Annotated in this window: 16 protein-coding genes; 3 read left to right on the top strand and 13 right to left on the bottom strand. The window is 72.8% G+C overall.

Annotated features, from left to right (window positions below; translation table 11 throughout):
* The first annotated feature begins 68 nt into the window (after positions 1–68).
* Entirely contained in the window at positions 69–2,207 is a 2,139-nt protein-coding gene (locus ABZV00_RS07690; protein ID WP_355602785.1) for a PQQ-binding-like beta-propeller repeat protein, read from the top strand.
* 88 nt (positions 2,208–2,295) lie between these two features.
* Here the strand turns inward: ABZV00_RS07690 and ABZV00_RS07685 are convergent, their stop codons facing one another.
* Together ABZV00_RS07685 and ABZV00_RS07680 are read right to left on the bottom strand one after the other, a co-directional pair.
* Positions 2,296–5,091, bottom strand: a complete 2,796-nt coding sequence (locus ABZV00_RS07685; RefSeq protein WP_355602783.1) for a TIM barrel protein — start codon at positions 5,089–5,091, stop codon at positions 2,296–2,298.
* Positions 5,072–5,980: a shikimate dehydrogenase gene (locus ABZV00_RS07680; RefSeq protein WP_355602781.1), complete on the bottom strand. Its 909-nt coding sequence runs from the start codon at positions 5,978–5,980 to the stop codon at positions 5,072–5,074. Before ABZV00_RS07680 ends, ABZV00_RS07685 begins: the two co-directional genes overlap by 20 nt.
* Before the next feature lie 121 nt (positions 5,981–6,101).
* On the opposite strand from ABZV00_RS07680, the gene ABZV00_RS07675 reads away from it, so the two are divergent.
* Together ABZV00_RS07675 and ABZV00_RS07670 are read left to right on the top strand one after the other, a co-directional pair.
* Complete coding sequence (locus ABZV00_RS07675) at positions 6,102–6,758, top strand: TetR/AcrR family transcriptional regulator (protein WP_355602779.1); 657 nt, start codon at positions 6,102–6,104, stop codon at positions 6,756–6,758.
* A gap of 77 nt (positions 6,759–6,835) precedes the next feature.
* The gene (locus ABZV00_RS07670; protein WP_355602777.1) at positions 6,836–10,015 is read left to right on the top strand and encodes a BTAD domain-containing putative transcriptional regulator; all 3,180 of its coding nucleotides are present in this window, start codon (positions 6,836–6,838) and stop codon (positions 10,013–10,015) included.
* 1 nt (position 10,016) lies between these two features.
* On the opposite strand, the gene ABZV00_RS07665 is transcribed toward ABZV00_RS07670, so the two are convergent.
* The 11 genes from ABZV00_RS07665 to ABZV00_RS07615 all read right to left on the bottom strand — a co-directional run bounded on the left by ABZV00_RS07665 (position 10,017) and on the right by ABZV00_RS07615 (position 23,500).
* Positions 10,017–10,844 carry an ABC transporter permease gene (locus ABZV00_RS07665; protein WP_328417576.1) on the bottom strand — a complete coding sequence of 276 codons (828 nt, stop codon included), beginning with the start codon at positions 10,842–10,844 and terminating at the stop codon, positions 10,017–10,019.
* Complete coding sequence (locus tag ABZV00_RS07660) at positions 10,841–11,821, bottom strand: ATP-binding cassette domain-containing protein (RefSeq protein ID WP_355602775.1); 981 nt, start codon at positions 11,819–11,821, stop codon at positions 10,841–10,843. The genes ABZV00_RS07665 and ABZV00_RS07660 overlap by 4 nt, the downstream gene beginning before the upstream one ends.
* 96 nt (positions 11,822–11,917) lie before the next feature.
* Complete coding sequence (locus ABZV00_RS07655; protein ID WP_328417572.1) at positions 11,918–12,562, bottom strand: response regulator transcription factor; 645 nt, start codon at positions 12,560–12,562, stop codon at positions 11,918–11,920.
* Entirely contained in the window at positions 12,562–13,779 is a 1,218-nt protein-coding gene (locus ABZV00_RS07650) for a sensor histidine kinase (RefSeq protein ID WP_355602773.1), read from the bottom strand. The genes ABZV00_RS07655 and ABZV00_RS07650 overlap by 1 nt, the downstream gene beginning before the upstream one ends.
* A gap of 110 nt (positions 13,780–13,889) precedes the next feature.
* Positions 13,890–16,430, bottom strand: a complete 2,541-nt coding sequence (locus tag ABZV00_RS07645; protein ID WP_355602771.1) for an ABC transporter permease — start codon at positions 16,428–16,430, stop codon at positions 13,890–13,892.
* Entirely contained in the window at positions 16,427–17,179 is a 753-nt protein-coding gene (locus ABZV00_RS07640) for an ABC transporter ATP-binding protein (protein ID WP_355602769.1), read from the bottom strand. The genes ABZV00_RS07645 and ABZV00_RS07640 overlap by 4 nt, the downstream gene beginning before the upstream one ends.
* Positions 17,180–17,264: 85 nt before the next feature.
* Positions 17,265–17,975, bottom strand: coding sequence for a cellulose binding domain-containing protein (locus tag ABZV00_RS07635; protein ID WP_355602767.1), 711 nt, complete (start codon positions 17,973–17,975; stop codon positions 17,265–17,267).
* Between the two features lie 73 nt (positions 17,976–18,048).
* Positions 18,049–18,429: a DUF742 domain-containing protein gene (locus ABZV00_RS07630; protein WP_328417562.1), complete on the bottom strand. Its 381-nt coding sequence runs from the start codon at positions 18,427–18,429 to the stop codon at positions 18,049–18,051.
* Complete coding sequence (locus ABZV00_RS07625; protein ID WP_355602765.1) at positions 18,407–18,856, bottom strand: roadblock/LC7 domain-containing protein; 450 nt, start codon at positions 18,854–18,856, stop codon at positions 18,407–18,409. The genes ABZV00_RS07630 and ABZV00_RS07625 overlap by 23 nt, the downstream gene beginning before the upstream one ends.
* Positions 18,853–20,880: a nitrate- and nitrite sensing domain-containing protein gene (locus ABZV00_RS07620; protein ID WP_355602763.1), complete on the bottom strand. Its 2,028-nt coding sequence runs from the start codon at positions 20,878–20,880 to the stop codon at positions 18,853–18,855. Before ABZV00_RS07620 ends, ABZV00_RS07625 begins: the two co-directional genes overlap by 4 nt.
* Positions 20,881–20,923: 43 nt before the next feature.
* Complete coding sequence (locus ABZV00_RS07615; RefSeq protein WP_355602761.1) at positions 20,924–23,500, bottom strand: LuxR C-terminal-related transcriptional regulator; 2,577 nt, start codon at positions 23,498–23,500, stop codon at positions 20,924–20,926.
* Positions 23,501–23,502: the final 2 nt, after the last annotated feature.

Below are 23,502 nucleotides of genomic sequence, written 5' to 3'. Positions count from 1 at the left end.
GCGGCCGCCGGATCCCGCCTGGATAGTCCCGACGGCTGCGGCTGGCGCCGAGAGAAAGGTGACCGCCGATGACGAACATCGATCGAAGGAATGTACTGAAGGGCGTGGCGGCGACAGCCGTGGCTGCCGCGGTCGCGCCCGCCGCCTCAGTCGCTCCGGCTGGAGCTGCTGGACGGCACGGTGGTGGCCACCCACCATCCGCCGCCGACCTCGCCCGTTTCGACACCCCCGGCGACAAAGACTTCCCGAAGGTCGGCGGCAATCTGGGCAACCAGAACTACTCCTCGCTGCGCCGCATCGACCGCGGGAACGTTCGCCGTCTCCGCGGGGCCTGGGTCAACCGGATCGAGGGCGGTCTCGCGTCGGGCAGCAGCCAGAGCACGGCAGTCGCCGTCGACGGCGTGCTCTACATCGAGTCCGCGCTTGGCAACGTCATCGCCGTCGACGGTGCCACCGGGCGGACCAAATGGCGGTACGACCAGACCCGCGGCACCCTGACCCGGCGCGGTGTCGCGGTCGGTGGCGGCTACGTCTTCACCAAGTCGAACGAGAACTACGTCATCGCGCTCGACCAGGAGACCGGCCAGGTCGCCTGGGAGCACCAGGTCAGCGGCTTCGGCAACATCGAGAAGGTCGCCGTCGTCTACCACGACGGCCTGCTGTTCTGCGGCACCAACGACGGTCCCCGTGGTGCCGCCCTCGCCCTCGACGCCCACAACGGCGACGTGCTGTGGCACTTCTGGGGCACTCCGGGGCCGGGTGAGTTGGGCAACGACACCTGGGAGGGCGACTCCTGGATGGACGGCGGTGCCACACCGTGGATCCACCCGGCCGTCGACCCCGAACTCGGCCTGACCTTCTGGACGTTCGGCAACGCCCGCGGCAACAACTCGTCGCAGGACGGATCAGCGCGGGGCGGGCAAAACCTGTTCGCCAACTCGCTTGTCGCGCTGGACATGCGGAGCGGCGCCTACCGATGGCACTTCCAGTCGATCCACCACGACATCTGGGACATGGACAACGTGATGTCCCCGGTCCTCGCCGACGTCAGCATTCGGGGACGCACCCGCAAGGTGGTCATCTACGGCAGCAAGTCCGGCATGTTCTTCATCCTCGACCGCATCAGCGGCACGGCACCGTTGGGCATCGTCGAGCGGCCGGTGCCGCAGGAGCCGCGCCAGAAGACGTGGCCGACCCAGCCGTTTCCCGTGCAGGGTGGGTGGACCGAGCAGCGGATCGTCGACCAGCCCCTGGGCACCGCCGTCCCAGGCGACCCCAACCGCGCGGTGCCCAACTACGTGCAGGGGGCACTCTACGACCCGCACTGGGAGACGCCCATCCTCTCCATCCCGGGCCATGGCGGCGGCGGAGACTGGTCGCACCTGTCGTTCAGTCACCGCACGGGCCTGGTCTACAACGGCTTCGGGTACGTCGCCGCCGCGCACTCGCTGACCGAGAGCAGCAACGGGCTCCGGCCGCCCGGCGAATACCAGACCGGGGGGATCGTCGCCGTCGACGTTCGCACGAACCGGGTGAAGTGGAAGCGGCGGATGCCGTATTCGCTGGCACACGGCAACGGCATTCTCACCACCGCCAGCGACCTGATGTTCATCGGCCAGCCCGACGGCAACCTGCTGGCGATGGACGCGCGCAACGGCCGCGAACTGTGGCGGTTCCAGACGGGCGCGGCGATCAGCTCCAGCCCGATCATGTACCGCGTCGGCAACAAGGAATATCTCGCGGTGTACGCCGGCGGAACCAGCATCCCGTACGGGAACTCGGCGCCACGCGGTGACTTCCTCTGGGCCTTCGAGGTCGGCGGAGACCTGGGTCCGGCACCGACGCCGCCACCCCCGGTGATCCGTCGGCCGGTCTCCGGCGGCCCGGTCGAGGGCACGGCGGTGGCGAACACGGTCGTCATCGGGCGCACGTACAACGCTTCCACGGGCGAGATCGGCGCCACCGAGTCGTTCGCGGTCGCCGGCATGGCGCCCACGCACCTGCGGGTCCCGGTCGGCACGACCGTGACGTTCACCAATCACCCCGGCAACGCTGGCGCGCGAGGCGTGACGCAGTTCTTCGAAGGGCTTTTCAACGTCCGGCTCGCGCCCGGTGAGTCGTTCCAGTACACGTTCACCCGAGTGGGCGAGTACTTCTACAACGACCCGGGAAGCCCGCGCTCCACCGGGAAGATCGAGGTGTACTAGTCGATGCGCCGCCGTCGTGGCCCTGCCACGGCGGCGGCCCCTCGGGGGAAGGCGCCCGAGGAACCGGGGTTCATCGGCGCGACATGCGTCAGCGGCTGGTGCCCGGCAACACGTCCGATGGCCGCCGGACCGGCGTCGCGCCAGAGCGGTCGAGGTGGTCGCGGGCGGCCGTGATCGCCAGGCGGGCATGCTCCCTGGCTCCCACCTGCGCCACCAGGGTCGCGCGCGGAATCTCCAGGGCGTAGGGAAGGCCAGGCGGCAGGGCGTCGAGAATGCCGTGGACGTCGATGCCACCCTCACCCGGGAAGAGACGCTCGAACCGGGCGGTGTGAATGAGACCCTCGTTGGTCGTGGGCACCCCGGGCGGCGCGTCGCAGACATGGACGAAGTGGAACCAGTCGACGGGGAGCTGGCGAAGGTCAGCCACGCTCGACCCCGAGCGTGCGAAGTGCAACAGGTCGATGAGCATGCCGGCGTTGGGCTGGTCGGCCCCCCGCAGGACGCGCACCGCCTCACGGAGGTCGGGCGTCTCCGTCCACGATGGAAATTCCAGGTCCACGGTCAGGCCGAGCGGCCGGGCCAGCTCGCACAGCTGGGCGTACCGGTCGATCTTCCGTGCCCGGTCCGGGTCGGGCAGCTGCGCTATGACGTGCCGGGCCCCGAGTTCCGCGCCGGCCTCCAGGAATCGCAGGAACGCCCGCGGGTCGTCGTCCGGGCTGATCCGGGCCAGCTCGATGTCGAGTACCTCGACTCCGGTGGCGGCAAGGCGGACCTTGGTGGTCCGCATGAGGGCCGGATCGGTGGCGAGCGGGTAGTGCGGCTCCTGTGCGGTGACACGGGTCAGGCGCAGGCCCACGTATCGGTATCCGGCGTCCGCCGCGGCGTCCACCAGATCCGGTGGGGACAGACTCAGCGCCGTGAGATGGGCCAGCGAGTAGTCGTGGTGCTCGTCGTTCCGGGCGGGTACGTCCCGCAGCGTGATCAGGCGACGCTCCCGATGGGCGGCCATGCGCACCGGGACGCTCGTCGCGGCACCGTAACCGAGATAGCCCTCGATGCGCTGCACCACCTCGAAGAAGACCCGCGAGCCAAGTATCTCGGTGTAGAAGTGCAGATACTCGCCACGCTCGTCGCGGTCGTAGAGGATCGAGAGGTCCCGCATCGCGGAGAGGAGTTCCGGCGGCGGATCGAGCCGGGCGTCCAGGTCGACGTAGTAGTTGTCGGGGATCCTCAGTATCGGAGCACCCAGCGCACGCATTGCCCTGGCGCTGGCGATCACGTCGTCGGAGCCGAACGCGATGTGTTGAGGGCTCGGGACGGCGGGCGACCAGTCACCGCGGCGCATCGGCGCCGTGTTGAGGGTGATCCGGACCCGTTGCCGCAGGTCGGTGGCGGTCCGAGTCCGGATCAGCCCGAACGGTGCGGCGATCTCGGTGGCTTCCCCGGCGTGCAGACCCAGCACCGTTCGGTAGAAGATCGCGGCCTCGTCGAAGTCGTCGACCGACTCGGTGAGCGAGACGTGATCGATCCCGGTCAGGAGGCCGTCGCCGCGTGGCGATGCGCCGGTGGGGGAGAAGTCTTCGAGCCAGCTGCCGCTGTCCGCGCTCTGGACAAGGAAGACAGCCGTTCCGTCGGGCGCCGCGACGGAGGTGAGGTCCGCCTCCTCGGGACGGCGCAGGCGCGGTAGCACCGGGGCGAGCAGCCGCTCGGCCCGCTGGGCCGACCCGGCCGGGTCCGCACTCTCCAGGCCCAGGGCGCAGACCGCCGCCGTCACTGGCGGGACTGCCCTGTGCGGTGCGAAGTTCAACAGGATCCGTGCCCTGCCCTGCTCCCACAGCTGCACCGGCTTTGAGCGATGTTGGCCGGTGTGCGCGAAGCCGAGCGCGGTCAGCGTGCGCGCCACGACCGGACCGGAGCGATCGTCGACGGCAAGCTCGGTGAACACGTGCCCCCCGAGCTGGGGCGCCGGCGGTAGGCCGGTCATGCGGAGGCGTTCACGAGCGGCTGGCGGGCCGGACGTGCTGACCGCCTCCCGCAGGGCGACCAGCGCACGCATGCCGTCGATGGCCGCGTGTCGGGGATCGGCCTGCCGGTAGACGTCGTTGAACACCTCGAGCGACAAGGGGCCGTCATAGCCGGTGGTCAGGACGTGGCCGACGAATCCGGGCAGGTCGAACGAGCCGAGCCCGGGAAACAGCCGATGGTGCCAACTCCACTCGACCACGTCCATGGTGAGCCGTGGTGCATCCGCCAGCTGCACGTGGAACACCTTCGAGCCCGGTACGACTCTGATCCCGGCGGGGTCGTCGCCGCGGGACAGGACGTGGAAGCTGTCGAGACACAGGCCGAGCGCGGGATGTCCGGCGCGCCGGACGATTCGCCAGCTGTGCGCGTAGGTGTTGACGAACCGACCCCACGCCAGAGCCTCGTACGCGATGCGCAGGCCGCGTCGCTCGGCCCGGCCGGCCAGGATGTTCAGCTGCTCGGCGGCGAGGTCGTCGTCGTCGACGGCATCCGTTGACGTCGACGAGGAGACCAGCATCGTCCTGGCGCCGAGTTGTTCGATCACGTCGAACGTCCGCTCGGCGCGCCGCAGGTTGGCCGTGAACACCTCAGGCGGGACAGCCTCGAAGTCACGGAACGGCTGGTAGAGATCGATCGACAGGCCCCTGCGGGCACACTCCTGCCGCACCCGAGCGGGTGACCACGGCGATGCGATGAGATCGCTCTCGAAGATCTCGATTCCCTGGAAGCGAGCCGCGGCTGCGGCCGCTAGCTTGTCCTCGAGAGTCCCGGAGAGGCAGCCCGTTGCGATGACTGCACGCGGGCGCGCGGGCGTCTCCTCGACCTGATCATGCGGACTGTCACGGTGCGCGGTGCGCATGGGAACTCCGCCTTCCCTGTTGGTGAACGAGTGCGTCGAAGTGACGCAGCATTCGTCCCGCGTCTGGCTCTACTCCGGTGAACAGCTGGAACGCGTACGCGGCCTGGAAGACCACCATTCGTCCGCCGTCGAGCACCCGGCACCCCCGCGTCCGTGCCGCGGTCACCAACTCCGTCTCCAGTGGTCGGTACACGACCTCCGCCACCCACAGCTCGGGGCGCAGCAGCGCCGGGGCGACGGGCAGCCCGGAATGCCCCACCATGCCGGTTGGGGTGGCGTGGACGAGCCCGTCGGCCTCGCGCAGCTCGTCGGCCAAGGCCGTGAGGGGCGCGGCGACCGCCCTCCCGGTGCCGAATCGGTCGGCCACGGACCGGGCCAGCGCAGCGCTGCGTCCGACGTCGGTGTCGAGGACGTGCACCGAACCCGCGCCCAGGCCAAGCAGCGCGTGCGCGACGGCGGCACCGGCGCCGCCGGCACCGAGCAACACCACGCGATCCAGGGCCGCGCCCGGGAGCCCGGTACGGAAACCGCGAGCGAAGCCGGGCATGTCGGTGTTGTGTCCTACCGCTTTTCCGCCGGTGAACACGACCGTGTTGACCGCGCCGAGCGCGGCGGCGTCGGGCGAGACCGCGTCGAGGTGGTTGAGCACGAGCTGTTTGACGGGATGCGTGATGTTGACGCCGTCGAACCCGGCCAACCGGGCTGCGGTGAGGATCTCGTCGACCGCGCTGGGCGGCACCCCACGCTCGGCGAGGTCGAGCAGGCGATACAGGCACCGAAGCCCGAGCTCGTCTGCCTCCCGCTCGTGCAGCGCTGGGCTCAGCGATGTCCGGATCCCCGAGCCGATCAGGCCTACGAGGAAGCGGTGGTCATCGTCATGTGGGGTCACGGACCCCTCCCGACGTCAGGACGGACGTACTAGATAGTTACTTATACGCCACGCCGACGCCCGCTGGGAAGGGCCGGATACGTGCCCTCGCTACAGTGGCTCTCGATGGGAAGGAGTGGCCTTGGGCGCACAGGCCTCTGGTGCAGTCGCCGCTACCCCGGCTGGGCGAAATGCCGACCGCACCAGATCTGAGATCCTCGCGGTCGCGAGCCACGAGTTCGCCGACAAGGGGTACGCGGGTGCCCGGGTGGACGAGATCGCCGCGAAGACCAGCACGACGAAACGGATGATCTACTACTACTTCGGCGGCAAGGAACAGCTCTACATCGCGGTCCTGGAACACGCGTACACGGGCATCCGGGCGTTGGAGCAGCAGCTTGACGTCGAGCATCTCGATCCCGCCCAAGCCATCCGGCGGCTGGCCGCAGTGACGTTCGACCACCACGAGGCGCACCCCGACTTCATTCGCCTGGTCAGCATCGAGAACATCCACCGCGCCGAGCACCTCGCCCGCTCAGACGTCCTGGCGGGCCTGGCCAATCCGGCACTGGACGTCCTGACCCGCATCCTCGAACGCGGCCGCGCCGAGGGTCGGTTCCGTGACGACGTCGATCCCGTCGACGTGCACATTCTAATCAGTGGGTTCTGCGTCTTCCGCACCGCCAACCGGTACACCTTCAAGGCGATCTTCAGGCGGGACATGCTCGACCCGGCACGCCGCGCGCACTACCGGACGATGCTCGGTGACGTCGTCCTGGAATACCTGACAGCGCGATGAGACGCACCGGCGCACCGGCGCACTGACCACAAGCGGGTGGCCGGCGACCCGGCCCACCGGTGGGGGATGCTGGGTCCGTGCAGATCACGATCCTCGGCCCGCTCGCCGTCGACGGCCGGCCGGTCCGGGGCGAGCGGCTTGCGACGGTGCTCCGCGCGCTCGTCGACGCGCGCGGGCGGGCGGTCTCCACCGCGCTGCTCGTGGACGCCGTGTGGGACGGCGCGCCCCCCGACGACGCGCCCGGTGCCGTGCAGGCGCTCGTGTCCCGGGTACGCCGTCTCGGGCTGCCCGTGGTCGCGGTGCCGGCGGGATACCGCCTGCCCGCCGAGCAGGTCACCGTTGACGCGGTCGAGGCGCGGGCGCTCGTCGAGCGGGCGCGTGCCGTACTCGGGAGCGGTGACGTCCTTGCCGCCCGCAGCTCGGCCGACCAGGCCCGTGCCCTGTTCCCCGAGGTCCCGGAGCTCGTCACCGCCGAGGACGCGCGCCTGTTCGCGGACGTCGCCGCGCTGCGCGCGGAGGCGGCACTCGCCGGTGTGGGGCCGTACGACGAGGCTGACCTGCGCAGGCTTGTCGCGCGTACACCGCCGGACGAGCCGTCGGCTGCCCTGCTCGTCCGGGTCCTCGCCGCCCAGGGCCGGGACGCGGAGGCACTGGAGGTGGTCGAGCGGCTGCGCGCCGAACTGGCCGACCGGTACGGCAGCGACCCGTCCCCCGTGATCACACAGGTCCACCTGGCGCTACTGCGCGGCGAGCTCACCACCCCGGCCGTCGTGGCACCGCCCCGGCAGCCGGCGCGGATCGCCCTGCCCGCCGCGTGGCGCCGCCCGGTAACCGCTCTCGTCGGCCGGGAGCAGGACGTCGAAGCGGTGCGTGCGGCACTCACTGAGGCGGCTCTGGTGACGATCGTGGCGACCGGCGGTGCGGGCAAGACCCGGCTCGCCGCCGAGGTGGCGCGGCGCGCGGCGGCGGCCGCGCAGTCGGTACGGGTGGTCGAACTCGCCGGACTGCGCTCGCCAGACGAGGTGCTGCCCACGGTGCTCGCGGCGCTTGGAGGCGCGGACACCTCGGCGACCGGCGGCAACCTGGGCCTCGAACGGAGGGTGCTCAGCCCCGAGGAGCGGCTGCGCGCCGTGGCACCGGACGTCGATGGGCTCGTCGTACTGGACAACTGCGAGCACGTTCTCGACGCGGCGGCCACCGTCGTGGCCGACCTGCTGGCGGTGACCTCACCGGAGGTCGCGGTCCTCGCGACCAGCCGGGCTCCGTTGGGCCTGGCCGGCGAGACGGTCCACCGACTGACCGTGTTGCCGGACTCCGACGCGCTCGGGCTCATCGAGTCCCGGGCGAGAGCCGGCGGTGCGGTGCTGACCTGGGACGCCGAGCGGGCGCTCGCGCTGTGCCACCGGCTCGACAACCTGCCACTGGCGCTCGAACTGGCCGCCGCACGACTGCGCCACATGCCGATCGACGATGTGCTCGCGGGGCTGACCGACCGGTTCGCGCTGCTCGACGACGCGCTGCGCGGCCTGCCGGAACGGCACGCGAGCCTGTGGGCGATGGTCGACTGGAGCCGGGAACTGCTCACCCCCGACGACCAGGCGCTGCTCCAGCGGCTCGCGGTCATCCCCGCGCCGTTCACCGCGGACCTCGCCGCCGCGGTCGCGCAGACCCCGGACGTACGACGCGGCCTGGCGACGCTCGTCGAACAGTCCCTGCTGACCCTGATCGAGGGAGAGGGCCCGCCCCGCTACCGGATGCTCGAAACCGTCCGCGAGTACGGTGAAGCCCGCCTCGACGCGGCCGGCAACCGGGCCTGCGCCATGACCGGCCTGGTCGGTTGGGCTCGGGAGCTGGCCGTCGCCCTCGCCGGCCGGTTCGTCGGCCCCGGACAGGTCGAGGCGCTCGACCACTGCGCCGCCGAGCAGGACAACCTGATCGCGGGCCTCCGCTGGGCGCTCGGGCACGACGACGAGCCGGCCGCGATCGACGTCGCCACCGCTCTGCTCCACCTCTGGACAGTGCGCGGCCTGCACCTCGAGGTCGTCGGTTGGGCACGCGGCCTGTTGCACGTCGAGGACCCGGAGCAACGGCGACGCTCGGCGACGCTGCGCGGCCGGGCCACCGGCCGGCCACTGCCCGACGCCGACCGGCTCGCGTGGACGTGCCTCGTGATCGGGGTGAACGCCGGCATCAGCGGTGAGCTGCGGCTCGCCGTGCTGGCCCGGCGGGCCCTTCGGACACTCCTGGCCGAGCGGCCCGCCGAGGTGTCGTCCCGGCTGACCGCGCTCGCGTCGGCGTTGCCCGGCTTCGACGAGTCCGATCCGGAAGAGAGCCTGAAGAGCGCGGCCGAGATGATCGCGCACCCCGACCCGTACGTGCAGGCGCTCGGCCTGTTCGCCCGCGCGGCGGTACGGGAGAACGGCGGCATGCCGCAGGCGTCGATCGTCGACGCCGAGCAGGCGTACCGCCGATTCGAGGTTGTCGGTGACCACTGGGGCATGGCGATGGCGGCGGGAGCCGTCGGGCAGTTCCTGATGCCAGGCGGGGAGGCCCGGTCGGCCGAGTGGCTGACTCGCAGCGTTTGGCACATGGAACTGGTCGGCGCCACGCAGGACGCGCGGTCGATCCGGGTGCGGCTGGACGTGCAGCTCGCCCTGGCCGGCGATCCGGAGGCGGAGCGGCGGGTGGGCGAGACGGCGACATCGGGCCAGGCCGAGCAGATGGACATCGCGCAGGCGCGTCTCGGCCTGGCGCACCTCGCCTGGCAGCGCGCCCGGTACGACGAGGCACTCGCCCACGCCGACGGGGTGACCCGCACTCTCGCCGAGTGGGCCGGGCCGCCGCCGCAGCCGCGTGCCATGCTCCGGGTCGCGGTGGCGGTCCTGTACCTGCGGGTGGCCGAGGTACGGCGGTCGTCGGCGGATGACGCCGAAACCCAGGCCGCCACCTTGCTGGCGCTCGCCGCCGCCGACGCGCTGTCCTCGCGGGACCTGCCGGTGATCGGGGCGTGGGCGCTGGGCGGCGCCGAACTCGCCGCGTACCGGGGCGATGTCGGCGCCGCCCGCGAACTGTCCGCGCTCGGTACGCGGATCGGCACCCACGTCGAGACGTTCTTCCCGCCCGGGCACGGCGAACGGCTCATCGCCGCCCTCGGAGACGAGGAGCAGCGTGAGCCGTTGCTGGCCGCGTGGCGCGAGCGGCCGGTCGCCGCCGCCGTCGCCCGGATCCGCGAGCTGATGGACGACCTGCTCGCCTAGGTCAGATCTTCTTGCGGTACGCGCGCAGCGCAAGCGGCATGAACACCGCCACGAAGCCGGCGCACCAGGCGAGCGTCCACCACACGTGCGAGCCGACCGGCGTGCCGAGGAACAGTCCGCGCACCGCTGCCACCAGGTGGGTCATCGGGTTGACGTCCACGAAGGCCTGCATCCAACCGGGCAGGGTGTCGGCGCTGACGAACACGTTCGACGCGAAGCTCAGCGGCATGATCAACGCGAACATCAGGCCCTGCACCGCTCCCGGGGTACGCACCTTCATGCCCACGAAGACCGGCAGCCAGCTCAGGCAGAGCGCGAACAGCACCGCGAGCAGGCAGCCGGCGATCGCACGCAGCGGGTCGGAGTCGATCCGGAAACCGAGCAGGTAGCCGATCGCGAGGGTCGAGATCGTGACGATCACGTACCGGACGACGTCGCCCAGGACCGCGCCGAGCAGTGGCGCGGAGCGCGGGATCGGCAGCGACCGGAACCGGTCGAAGATGCCCTTGGCGATGTCGGTGTTGAGGTTGACACCGATCGCTATGGCGCCGGTGGCGATGGTCTGCGCCAGGATGCCGGGCAGCAGGAACTGCAGGTAGTCGTGGGTGGAGCCGGCGACCGCGCCGCCGAAGATGTAGACGAAGATGATCAGGAACAGCACCGGTTGCAGCGTGACGTCGATGAGCGCCTCGGGCGTACGCCAGGTCTTGATGAGGCTGCGCTTGGCGAGCGCCAGTGAGTGCCGGACCAGCCGGAACGGCCGTGGGTTCGGGGCGGCCGTCGAGAGCACAGGGCTCGTCGTGGGGTCTGTGCGGACGAGGGTGCTCATGCGGCGACCTCCTTGAGGCTGGTGGTGTCGTCCTCGGATGCGGTCCGCCCGGTGAGGGTGAAGAACACCTCGTCGAGGCTCGGCAGGTGCAGGGAGAGTTCGGTGACCGCGATGCCGGCGGCGGCGAACCGGGCGACACTCTCGGTCAGGGCCGCGTCGTCGGCGACCGGCACCGCGAGCACACCCTTGCGGATCTCGTCGGCCTGCGCCCCGGAGCCGACTTCGGACAGGATCGCCGCGATCCGGGACAGGTGCGCGGGGTCGGACGGCCGGACCTCGAGTGTCTGCCCCCCGACCACCCGCTTGAGCCCTTCGGGCGTGTCGTGCGCGATCACCCGGCCGTGGTCGATCACCGTGATCGAGTCCGCCAGCGCGTCGGCCTCCTCCAGGTACTGCGTGGTGAGCAGGACGGTCGAGCCGTTCGTGACCAGCGATCGGACCACGTCCCACATGTCCTCGCGCTTGGCCGGGTCGAGCCCGGTCGTCGGCTCGTCCAGGAAGATCACGTCCGGCGAGCCGACGAGACTGGCGGCCAGGTCCAGCCGCCGCCGCATACCGCCGGAGTAGGTCTTGGCCTGCCGGTCGGCGGCGGCGGTCAGGTCGAACCATTCGAGCAGCTCGGCGGCCCGCCGCCGCGATCCGGTGCGCCCCAGCTCCAGCAGGGTGCCGAACAGCTCCAGGTTCTGCCGCCCGGTCAGGTCCTCGTCGACCGAGGCGTACTGGCCGGTGAGGCCGATGCTCTGCCGGACCCGCTCGGCGTCGCGTACGACATCGAAGCCGCCGATCCGGGCGGTGCCGCCGTCCGGGGTCAGGAGCGTGGAGAGGATGCGTACGGCGGTGGTCTTGCCGGCGCCGTTGGGGCCGAGCACCCCGAGCACCGTCCCTCGGGGCACGGCGAGGTCCACGCCTTGGAGCGCCCTCGTCTTCCCGAAGTTCTTCACGAGGCCCTCGGCCTCGATCACCAGGTCAGCTGTCATGCCGTAGAGCGTGCGCGGAGCACCTGACACCGCCCCGACACGGCACCGACACGCGACCGACAAGGCGGCCGGCCGGGCCGAGCCGCGTACGGCTCGCTAGTGGTTGAGGTAGGCGAGGACCGCACGAACACGCCGGTTGGCGTCCTCGGCCGGCGGCAGGTCGAGTTTGGCGAAGATGTTGGTGATGTGCTTCTCCACCGACACCGGCGCCAGGACGAGCGCGGCGCAGATGGCCGCGTTGGACAGGCCCTGGGCCATGAGGCCGAGCACCTCTCGTTCCCGCGCGGTGAGCCCGTCGACTCCGTGGTTGCGGCTGTTGCGGGTGAACAGTTGGCGGACCACCTCCGGGTCCAGGGCGGTGCCACCGTGGGCGACCCGCTCCACCGCGTCGAGGAAGTCGTCGAGAGCGGTTACGCGGTCCTTGAGAAGGTAACCGACACCGCCCCGGCCGTCGGCGAGCAGTTCCACGGCGTAGGCCCGTTCGACGTACTGGGAGACGATGAGCACCTTGGTGTCCGGATCCGTGGCACGCAGCGTCAGAGCGGCGCGGAGCCCTTCGTCGCGGAAGCCGGGTGGCAGTCGAACGTCGACGATCGACAGGTCGGGTCGGTGCTCGGTGACGGCCGCCAGCAGGGCGGGTGCGGTGTCGACGGCGGCGACGACGGTGTGGCCGGTGTCGGTCAGCAGTCGAACCATGCCGTCCCGGAGCAGCAGCAGGTCCTCGGCGATCACGATGCGCATCAGTGGGGTAGCTCCGCGGACAGGACGGTGGGACCGCCGGGTGGACTGGTGATGGTGAGCCGGCCGTCGAGTGCCTCGACGCGGCGGCGTAGACCGTCGAGCCCGGAGCCGGACGGGTCGGCACCGCCCTGTCCGTCGTCGGCGAGCGTGACGGTGACCGTGCCGGCGGTTCGGGCGAGGGTGACGACGCAGGTCCGGGCGTCGGCGTGTTTGCCCGCGTTGGCGAGACCCTCGGCGATGACGAAGTAGGCCGCCGACTCGACCGCCGGCGGGTAACGGTCGTCCGGGTCGCCCCGAATCTCGACGCTGAGCGGGCTGTCGCCGGCCAGGGCGGCGACAGCGGCGTGCAGCCCCCGGTCGGTGAGGATCGGCGGATGGATGCCGCGTACCAGCCGGCGCAGCTCGGTGAGGGCGTCGTCGAGCTGCCGGCGGGCGAGGTCCACGTCGGATGCGGCGGCCGCACCTGCCCGCAGCTTGCGGGCAGCCAGTGCCAGCGTCATGCCGGCGGCCACGATCCGGGCCTGGGCGCCGTCGTGCAGGTCCCGCTCAATCCGACGCAGCTCCGCCGCCTGGGCGTCGACGACCCGACGGCGGGTCTGCGCGAGTCGGGCAGCTTCCTCGACCAGGTGCCGGTGCGCGCCGGGCGCCAGGAGGACCCGGGCCGTACGGGCCTGGAGCAGCCCGGCGGTCCGCAGGAACCACGCGGTGACCGGCAACAGCAGCACGCCGAGGACGGTCAGGCCGAACCGGCCCGGCACCGTCGTCATGAGCGGACGCATCGGGAACGGTGCGTGCGGGTTCGGCACCGCCCACGCCCACGCCGGCGCCACGACGGCGGCGAGATCGACGACGGTGACCACGATGGCGGCGATCCCGCCTGCCAGGCCCAGCGGAAACAGCGCGACCAGCCAGGCCAGGTCCCGCCAGGTGGCCGGTTGCACGGCGACCGCGCTGACCCGCTGCCGCATGGTTGCGCCCTCGATCGGCAGGTACGGCGCGGCGATCGCGGTGCCGAGCACCCAACCGGCCCGGTGCCGCTCCAGGTCGGCGAGGCGCCGGGTCACCCAGGCGGCGCCGAGGAACGCCGGGCCGCCGAGCTGCGTGATCGCCAACAGACCGACGCCGAGGGTGGACGCCACGGCCCAGGCGAGGCCGACGACACCGGCGACGAGGCTGCTGAACAGGTACGCCAGCGCCGACATCGTTGTGCGGATCATCGCGGCGATCGTACCGGCGGCGCGCCGGCACCGGACCGCGGCCGCCGGCCGGACCCGGCCCCCGACGATCCGGAGGACGGGTCCGAGCGGCGATCCAGCCGTGCGCACGGTCAGCGTCCGTCGCTCAGGGCCGGCAGGCTGCGCCGCCGCAGCAGGACCCGGGCCGGTACGGCACCCGCGACCAGCCCCAGTGCCGCGACACCGCCGAGCATCCCCGCGTACGTGCCGGCGTCGACGAACACCCGCAACGTGCCGTCCTGCGCGGTACTGAACGCGCCGACCACGATCGCGGTGACCAGGATGCCCAGCACCAGCCCAACGGTGACGGTGATCGTCGCCTCACGCCCGACGAGCCGGTGGAGCTGCCCGGTCGTCGCCCCGGCCAGCCGCAGGCCGGCGAACTCGCGGCGACGCGCGGCGGTGGCGATGGCGAAGGTGTTGACGACCGCGATCGCCGTGAAGCCGAGGGAGATCACCACCATGAGCTCCCAGGCGCCCTGCTGGTTCTGCGCGTCACCGGCGGGTGCCGCACCGAGCGTGGGGGTCAGCCGCAGGCCGGGCCACGAGGCGGCGATCCGGTCCGGTGCGTCGCCGCGGTAACGCAGCCCGACCGTGCTGACCAGTCCGCGCGGGTCGTGCGCCGCCACCAGGTCCGCCGGTAGCGTCAGGTCGCCGAAGCCACGCGCTCGGGCGTACACCCCGGCGAGGCGCAGTTGGACCTGGTGGCCGTCGGCGAGCCAGATCTGCACGTCGTCGCCCACCCGCCAGCCGTACTGACCGGTCACGTATTCGCTGGCGGCGAACGTGCCCGTGCCCGGCAGCGTCCCGGCGCGAAGATCGAGGTCGAGCACCGCCTCGGTGCCGGCGACCAGCAGACCCTGCGTCGCGTAGTCCTCGGGCTTGCCGCCCTGCTCGACGATGGCCCGCGTCGGCAACGTCGCCGCCGCACCGGTCACCCCGTCGAGAGCTGTGAGCCTTTCGACGACTCCGAGCGGAAGTCCGCCCGGAGCGGTCACCTGAGCCGTCGCGGCCGCGGTCCGTTCCGCCTGTTCCTGCGCCGTCAACTCGTCCAGCAGGGCGCTGTTGAGCAGCATGGTGGCGTTGATCGCGAACATGAGCACGAGCGGGACGGCGACCGCCGCGACCCGTCGCGGCTCGGCCCGGGTGACCAGGCCGGCCAGCCAACCGGTCGCGCCGCCGGCGCCGACGAGGCGGGACACCGGCGCCGTCAGCACCCGGACCAGCACCGGGCCGAGGGCCGCGACCGTGCACAGCAACAGGGCGGACGACACGAAGCTCATGCCCATCCCGAGCGGCCCGTCGAGCGGAACGAAGATGAGCAGGGCGATCGCGCCGGCGGTGGTCACCACCGCGACGGCGGTCCGCAGGACGAGGCCGCCGGTCGGTGCGTTCGCGGTCTCGGCTAGTGCCTGCGTCGGGGCGATCCGCACCGCTCGGCGGCCGGCGATCCGGGCACCGACGAAGGTCACCAGCATCCCGGCCACCGCGGCGGCGAGGAGCACGATCACGTTGGTCTGTACGACGAACTGGGCCGGCACCGCGCCCAGCTCCCGGAACCGGGCGGCCACCACGTGGGCGAACACCACACCCAGCGGCGCGCCCGGCAGCGCGGCGACCCCGGCGAGCAGGAGGCTTTCCACGCCGAGGAGGCGGCGCAGCTGACCGGGGGTCGCGCCGGCGGTGCGCAGGAGGGCCAACTCGCGCAGGCGCTGGCGTACGCCGAGGGTGACCGTGCCCGTGAGGACGAAGACGGCCGAGAACGCCGTGATGCCGATGACGAAGCCGAAGATCGAGATGGGACCGATGTAGTCCGGCAGGGCGCCGGGCAGGTCGGCCCGGACCCGGTCGGCGCCGGTGAGCACGGGCGCCTTTCCGGCGACCCCTTCGACGGCGTCGCGGAGCGCGACCGGATCGGTGCCGGGTCTGGCCAGGACGGCCACCGCGGTCGGCCCGGGCAGCCCCGACACCGACGCCACCTCGCTGTCGGCGAAGAACAGCGCGCCCTGGGCGGGCAGCCCGTCCCGCCCGGCCGGTGCGGCGACACCGGACACGAGCATGGTGCGGACCCCGGTCTTGGTGGTGACGACGAGACGTTCGCCCGCCGTGGTGCCCGACCGGTTGGCGAGGTCGGCGTCGATGACGACCTGGCCCGGGCCGGGTGCCTCACCGGTGCGCAGCGAGTACGGGGTCAGCGGTGCGGAGGCCCACCCGTGTCCGATCACGGGAGCATCGTCGGCACCGCGCAGCGGACGTCCGTCCGGCGTACCTGTCTGGACCGGAAAGGCGACGTCCGCGACGGCGGCCGCGACGCCCGGAAGGTTGCCCAGCCGGCCCGCGAGGTCCGCTGGCAGCGAGGCGGCGCCGGTGAGCCGCTCGGACTTGACCTTGCGCTTGACCTTGACCTTGTCCTTCTTCTGCTTGGTGGTGACCATCTCGAGGGTGACGTCGCGGTCGCCCGAGACGACGATCGGCGCGGCCGCGAACCGGTTGGCCGGCGGCTGCGCGGTGAGCACGGAGGCGAGCAACAGACCGCCGCCAGCGAGCAGGGCAACGGCCAGCAGCGCGGCGAAGAACGTGCCGGCGTACGCGCCGCGGTGCTGGCGCAGGGTGCCGAGAGCGAGCCGGATCATCGGACGGTCACCGCCATCATCTGCGCCGCGACCTTCTCGGCGGTCGGGTCGGCGAGTTCCGTGACGATCCGCCCGTCTGCGAGGAACACCGCGCGGTCGGCCCACGCCGCCGCGGCCGGGTCGTGCGTCACCATGATGATCGTCGTGCCGATGCCGTCCACCGCTTCGCGCAGCAGCCCGAGCACCTCGCGGCCGGTCGACAGGTCCAGCGCCCCGGTCGGTTCGTCGGCGAAGATGACCTCCGGACGGCTGGCCAGGGCGCGGGCGAGCGCGACCCGCTGCCGCTGGCCGCCGGACAGTTGGCCGGGCCGGTCGTTCTCCCGTCCGGTGAGCCCGACGCGGCGCATCACCTCCCGCGCCCAGTCCCGGTCCGGTCGTACCCCGGCCAGCCGCTGCGGCAGCAGGACGTTGTGCCAGACCGACAACGCGTCCATCAGGTTGTACGACTGGAAGACGAACCCGACCCGCCGCCGCCGTGCCTGGGTGAGCTGCGGCTCACGCAGCCCGCCGATGTCCTGACCGGCGAGGAGCACCCGTCCGCTGTCCGGCCGATCCAGGCCCGCCGCGCAGTGCAGAAGCGTCGATTTGCCCGAGCCCGACGGACCCATCACCGCGCAGAACGAACCGGCCTCGAAGGCGACCGACACGCCATCCAACGCCCGGACACCGCCCCCGCCGGCATAGGTCTTCGTCACGTCGAGCACCTCGACGACCGGCCCGCGAGCGGGGGTCACATCGCTGTTTCGCATAGCGGAAAGCCTGGTCGAGGTCGCGTTTCCGGAACATACGGCGACCCATGATCTCGGTGGTGGGGAAACCCCTACCGTCGGCTGCTCAGTCCGGCAGACCGGTGCACGCGACCCCGTCGATGGTGCACGCCGTGGGGGCGGAGCCGACCGTCGAGCCGTTGACCCGGAACGTCACCTGCACCGAAGCGCTGCCGGCCACCTGTCCGGCGCTGCCGTCCGGTACGAACGTCCACACCGCTCCGTTCTGGCTGGCCCGAGCGCCTTCGACCGACGTGACCCGCAGCGAATCCCTGGGCAGGGTGACGACCAGCGTCCACCGCGTCACCGGCACCGGTCCGGGATTGCTGATCGTCACGGCGGCGCCGTAGCTGAGCAGGGCGTTCTCCGCGATGGCAAAGTCGCCGCGCAGGGCGGCCGGCGTGGGTGCGGTCGGTGCGGGGGCGCTGGTCGACGGTTCGGTGGTGGACGGGGCTGGCGGGGGAGTGGACCTCGTCGGGCTGGTGGCCGCCGGTCTCGCCTGCGCCCGGGGCGTAGCGACCTGCGGCCCCACCTGCTCGGCGGACGGCGGCGGGGCGAGGGTCACCGGTGCCAGCCGCTCCGGCGTGCGCAGCACCGCGATGATGGAGACCGCAGTCGCGACCAGCACCCCGAGCGCCGCGATCAGGGCCACCCAGGTGGCCCGCGAGCCGTCGCCGCGACCGGGGAGCGCCCGCCGTACGGCCGCGGCGATGGCCACGATCCGGTCCAGCAGAATGATCGCCGCGGTACGCCGTGGCTGGGGCGGAGTTGCCGGCACTACCTGTCTCCCCTTCAGTTCGTCCCGGACGGGCGCCCGCGACCCTTCCGGTCGCCGTGGCGTTCGCTCGGCCCTACAGCGCGCGAAGCCCGACGAGTATCGCCTCAAGCAGGTCCTCGGACGGCAGCTCCGACAGCGACGGCGGTTGGTGCGTCTCGATCAGCCCGGCCGCCAGCAGGTCGCTGAGCAGTACCCGGACGGTGCCCAGGGGCAGATCCAGCTCGGCGCCGACCTCAGCCACCGACAGTGGATGGTGACACAGCTCGACGATCCGCGCCTGTTCGGGGAAGAGCGGTGCGTCAGGCGTGGCCGCCCGCCGGGCGACGACCAGTGAGATCAGATCGAACTGCCCGCGCTCGGGTGCGGTGCGCCCGCCGGTCATCGTGTAGGGGCGGGCCACCGGGCCGGCGTCGTCGTCGTACCACGCCTCGTCAGCCGTGCCGGTGGTGTACACCAGTGTCCCCGCTCGTCGCCGAGGAGGCCGGTACCAGGCGGACCGGCAGGTGCCTTTCGGCCTGCCCCACGAAGAGCGCCACCTCGTACGCCATGTCGCCGACCTCGGCGTCGTCACCGGCGATCCGAACGGTGAGGATGGTCCCGTTCCGGATGGTGGCGATGAACAGGAACGACCGCGACATCTGCACCACGATCTGACGCAGCCCGCCCGCCTCGCACGTCCGGGTGGCGGCCTGCCCCAACGCCAGCAGGCCGGCGACCACGCCGGAGATCTGTTCGGCCAGCTTCGCCTCGACATGCCGGGAACTGCCGAGCGGCAGCCCGTCCGGAGAGAGCACCACGGCGAACTCCGCGCCGGGTACCCGGTCGACCAGGCGGTCCAGGGCGCCGGTCAGGCTGTCGCTGGTGGCCACTGCATGCGTCATCGATGTCTCCTTGTTGCTCTTGCTACCGGCAGTTCGACGGTCTCGGGGCCGGCGCCGCCGGTTTCGCGGCCGGTCGGCCCGGGTTGGCGGATCCGCATCGGCAGCTCGCCGTGGCCGCTCGGGTCGGCCGCGTCGGCTCCGCCCCGGGCCGGCGGGTACGCGGGGCCGGGGGGCGACGTGGCCGTTCCGTCGCCGGTGCCGGCCCGGCCACCACCGGCACCGGTCACCGTGACCAACCCGGCCGGGAGCAGCACGATCGCCGCCGTCCCGCCGCGCTGGCTGGGACGCAGCGAGATCCGGGCGCCACAGCGGGCGGCGAGCAGGGCGGCGGTGTACAGCCCTGCCGGCCCGACGGGCGGGCCGTTCGGTGGCGGGTTGCCGAGCAGGTGGTTCGCCTCGGCCAGCGCGGTCGCGTCGAGGCCAGGCCCGTCGTCGACGACCACGACCGCGCAGCCCTGCGGCCGGTGCTCACCGGCGACCCGGACGGTGGTGTCCGTCGACGAGAAGGCGAGGGCGTTCTCGATCAGCTCGGCCAGCAGGTGGATGACGTCCGTGACGGCGGGACCCGCGAGCGACCACGGCCAGTGCGGCGCGATCAGGACCCGGTGGTACTCCGGCACCTCGGCGACCGCGCCGCGCGCGATGTCGAGCAGTGGCACCGGGCGCCGCCATCGGCGGGCCGGGGTCGCACCGGCGAGGGCGATCAGCTTCTCCACGTTGCGCCGGACCCGCGTGGTGAGGTGGTCGAGCTGGAACAGCTCGTCGGCCTCCTCGGCGGCCCGCTCCCGCCGCTGCATGCCGTCCAGCAGGTTGAGCTGGTCGCGCAGCAGGACCTGGTTGCGTCGGGTCACCCGCAGGAACAGGTCCTGGGTGCGCTCCGCCGCCGAGGCATCCCGGGCCGGGACCGGGGAGTGGACCTCCGCCGCGACGTCGGGGCGGCTCAGCGCGGTGCCGCCCGGCTCCGCCAGGCCACCCGGTGGCTGCCGCCGATCGCGGTCGGTGCCCGACCGGGCCAGCCCTTCGGTCAACCGTCGGACCGTGCCGGCCCAGCTCAACAGGACCGCGATCACCGCGATGAGTCCGAGCCCCACCACCGCGCCGGTACGCGCCACGACCACGGCCGCACCCGGCGTGGCCCGCTCGACACTGCTCCGCGCGGTGGTCGTCACCAACTCGTGCAGCGCGCCGAGGGCGTCGTCCGCAGCGGCCCGCCAATCCGCCATGGTGATCCCGCTCAGGGCGTTGGCGCTGCCTGCCCGCAGCAGCATGTCCTCCAGGGCGAGCAGGCCGGCGAATCGGGGGCCCGCCGTGAGCCCCTGGTGCTCGCCCCGATCGTCGACGGGCAGCCCGGCGGTCGCCTCGGCGCGTGCGTACCGCTGGTTGCTGATCAGTTCGGCCAGACGACGCCGCTGGTCGGCGTCGACCGGGTCACCGGTCAGGGCGGCGCTGACCAGGGTGTCCTCCCGGGCGAGCAGTTCGCGGGCGCGGGCCAGGGCGATCACCGCGCGCGTGTCGGCGGCCAGCTCGCTCTCGTACGCGCCCCACTCGGGGCCGTACACGTCGAATGCGACGTCGACGAGCTGGTCGTACCCGTCGACCGCCTCGGCCGGATCGAGTTGCTCGGCGTCCACCTGGGACCGGATGGTGCCCAGTCCGTTCAGCCGCCGGACCAGCTCGTCGGCCCGGTCGCGGACCGCGCCGGCGGTGAGCAGCCGGAGGTCGGTGCCCTCGGTGAACGCGCGGACCTCGGCCGCGGCCCGGTCGGTCCCCTCGCGTGCCCCGTCCAGCGCGGTCGCCGGCAGCCCGGCTCCAGCCCTCGTCTCGGCGGTGAGCCGGCGTTCGGCCTGCAGGCTCAGGATCAGCCGGTCGATCGGTTGGCCCAGAGTGTCCGCCAGGGCCCGCACCCGGAGCAGGTCGGCGGCGTCCTGGCTGGTCAGGTAGGCCGCGTACGACCAGAGCGTGAGCAGCACGACCGCCAGCGCGATGAGCCTCATCCGGATCGGCCGGTCCTCGGGCCGCGTCACGTTGCGCTCCGCTCGGCCCACCGGCATCCGGCGCACGGCGGCCTCATCGGGCCGACCGTTGCGGCCACGGCTGCCCGGCCGCGTTGCTGGCACGGTCGGCGACGACGGTGCGCAGCAGAGCCAGCAGCTCCGCGCGGTTGGCGCAGTTCAGTCGGTTGCGCATCCGGGCCACGTGGTGCTCCACGGTCTTGGCCGAGATGAAGAGTCGGTCGCCGATCTCCCGATAGGTCAGCCCGGCCAGCACCAACTCGGCCACCTCGTACTCGCGGTCGCTGAGCCCCTGTTGGGTGGGGCCGGCGATGGCGTCGGCGACCTGGGCGGTGCTCTCGCCGGCCGCGGGTCGCTGCCCGCCGTTGCCGCCGGCCGGCCGGCCCTGCAGAACCCGGGCGCATTCCAGCAGGGTGGTCATCGCCCGCCGGTCCGAGGTCCGGATCGCTGCCTGCCCGGCGAGGCGGGCGCCGTCCCAGCACAGTCCGGTGTCGTGCAGCCCTCGGGCGGCGGCCTCCACCCGGACCGGGTCGACCACGCCCCGGAGCACCTCCACCCAGCTCTCGGCGGCGGCGGCGACCACGGCGGCGTACCGGCTGTGGCCCGCGGCGGCGAGGAGGGCGGTGACGTGTTCGTCGGCGACCGCCGGCTCGTCGGTCAGGATCGCGGCGTGCAGCCCACTCCAGTGCAGCGGGATGCTCCACAGTGCCGGCCCGCCGAGTCGGCCCAGCAGCGACCGGCCCTCCCGCAGGTACGGGTCCAGTCGGGCCAGGTCACCCAGCCGGGCGCCGGCGATGGCGAGCTCGCCCAGCGGCAGCAGCGTGAACAGGTCGACGGGGTGCCGGACCACCGCCTCCAGCGCCTGCCCCCAGCCACGCGTGAGCGCCCCGAGGTCGCTGTTGCGCCGGCCGATGCCCATCCGGAGCGCGGCGGCGAAGAGCAGGTCGCGTGACTCCAACGGCCGCCCGTCGACCGTCACCGCGGCGAGGCGTTCGGCTGCGGCGTGCGTCTGGCCCCGGACCATCAGGATCCAGGCCTGCAACAGCCGGTGACGGCGGGCCATCAGCGGGCCGCCGACACCGGCCACCAGGGCCCGGTGCAGCACCCGCTCGGCGATCTCCAGCTCGCCGCAGTGCACCGCGGTCAAGGCGGCCAGCGCGGCCGGGCTGTCCGGCAGGAGTGCCGCCCGCCCGGCCGGCTCCAGCAGCGCGGCGGCCTGCACGAGCGCGGAGAGCGCGGCTGTCGGCGGGCCGGTGACGCTCTCCCGTACCCCGTCGGCCATCAGCCGGGCGGCGCTGGCGTGCAGCGTGGGCGGTTCGCCGGCCGGGCCGTCCGCCGCCGGTTCGGCGACGGCGGTCAGGTCACCGGAGGCGAGCCCGCCGACGGTGGCGAACGCCACCGACGACGCGGTGCCCGACCACCGGTACAGCTCCACGCTGCGACCGACGTGACCGCGGTGCGCCAGGGCGGTCGCGGACACCATGGCGGCCTCCGTGCGGTCGGCCGGAGCGGTCGCGCTCAGCAGCCGGTCGGCCAGCCGCAGGGCGTCGTCGAGGTTGCCGGCTAGCGCGGCGGCGAGCGCCTGCCGCGCGTTCGCCGGCCGCCCGGCCGCCGTGGCGCCGGCGAACAGTTCGGCGGCGAAGGCTGGCTCGTCGGCCAGCGCCTCCTCCGCGGCGGCTGCCAGCGTCGAGGCCGGGCAGTCGCCGAGCACGCCGGCCGCGAGCAGGGAGCGGACCAGCGGCAGCACCGCGCCGCCCCGCGCGAGTTGCAACTCGGTGAGCCGCCGCCAGACCGCGGCGCGATCGTTGGCCGGGCTGAGCGCGGTGACGGCTCGCCGGACGATCGGCGCGAGCCGGCCGTCGGCGCCGAGCAGCCCGGCTCCCCTGGTCATAGCGATCAGTTCGTCGACCGCCTCCGGCTCCTGACCGAGGAGCGCGCCGAGCATGCTCACCGGCAGCGGCACGCCCGCCGCGACGGCGAGCATCAGTCGGCGGACGTCGGAGGGCAGCACCTCCAGGTCCGGTCCGAACTCAAGGACGACGGACCGGGGTGGCTCGACCGTGGTGCCCGCCGGGCACTCCGGCCCACGCAGTCCGCGGGCCAGCCGCTCGACGTCACGGGGCACGCCGCCGGTCTGCGTGTGTACGAAGTCGACCAGGTCGCTCCGCCTGCCCAGCTCCGGCGCGGCGGCGAGGTAGGCGGCGGTCTGCTCCCCGGTGAACGGGGTGAGCAGCACCGCCTGCCCGTCCCGGCGCAGGGCGTCGGCCAGCTCCATGAGGCCCGCCGACCGGGGCCACGGGCGGTGGGCGACCACGAGGCGGTGGCGACGGGTGGACACCAGGCCCAGCAGCGCCCCGAGCCGGGCGTCGTCGAGCAGGTGCGCGTCGTCGACCAGCAGCAGCGCGTCGGGGTCGACCTGTTCGCCCGGCTCCGGAGCGCCCGTGCGCACGGCGATACCGGCCCGCCGGTGGAGCCGCGACAACTCCGCGAGCAGTGCGGTCTTGCCGTGGCCGCCCGGCCCGGCCAGACCAACGGTGAGCGGGCCGGTCGGGTCCTCCGAGACCATGTCCAGCAGGGCCTTCGGACCCTTGCCCAGCACCAGCCTGGATTCGGCGACGTCATTCATGATCATTG

Origin of the sequence: Micromonospora sp. NPDC005173, from assembly GCF_040608515.1 — a bacterium.
Lineage (GTDB): Bacteria > Actinomycetota > Actinomycetes > Mycobacteriales > Micromonosporaceae > Micromonospora.
The sequence above is the reverse complement of the archived record's forward strand: the minus strand, read 5'-3'. Positions and strand labels throughout refer to the sequence as shown.

Coding starts and splice junctions, on each gene's coding strand:
- ABZV00_RS07655 (WP_328417572.1), bottom strand. CDS start 12,562: ATGCGCATCGTGATCGCCGAGGACCTGCTGCTGCTCCGGGACGGCATG.
- ABZV00_RS07650 (WP_355602773.1), bottom strand. CDS start 13,779: ATGATCCGCACAACGATGTCGGCGCTGGCGTACCTGTTCAGCAGCCTC.
- ABZV00_RS07685 (WP_355602783.1), bottom strand. CDS start 5,091: ATGCGCACCGCGCACCGTGACAGTCCGCATGATCAGGTCGAGGAGACG.
- ABZV00_RS07665 (WP_328417576.1), bottom strand. CDS start 10,844: ATGAGCACCCTCGTCCGCACAGACCCCACGACGAGCCCTGTGCTCTCG.
- ABZV00_RS07640 (WP_355602769.1), bottom strand. CDS start 17,179: ATGCGAAACAGCGATGTGACCCCCGCTCGCGGGCCGGTCGTCGAGGTG.
- ABZV00_RS07660 (WP_355602775.1), bottom strand. CDS start 11,821: ATGACAGCTGACCTGGTGATCGAGGCCGAGGGCCTCGTGAAGAACTTC.
- ABZV00_RS07625 (WP_355602765.1), bottom strand. CDS start 18,856: ATGACGCATGCAGTGGCCACCAGCGACAGCCTGACCGGCGCCCTGGAC.
- ABZV00_RS07615 (WP_355602761.1), bottom strand. CDS start 23,500: ATGATCATGAATGACGTCGCCGAATCCAGGCTGGTGCTGGGCAAGGGT.
- ABZV00_RS07690 (WP_355602785.1), top strand. CDS start 69: ATGACGAACATCGATCGAAGGAATGTACTGAAGGGCGTGGCGGCGACA.
- ABZV00_RS07645 (WP_355602771.1), bottom strand. CDS start 16,430: ATGATCCGGCTCGCTCTCGGCACCCTGCGCCAGCACCGCGGCGCGTAC.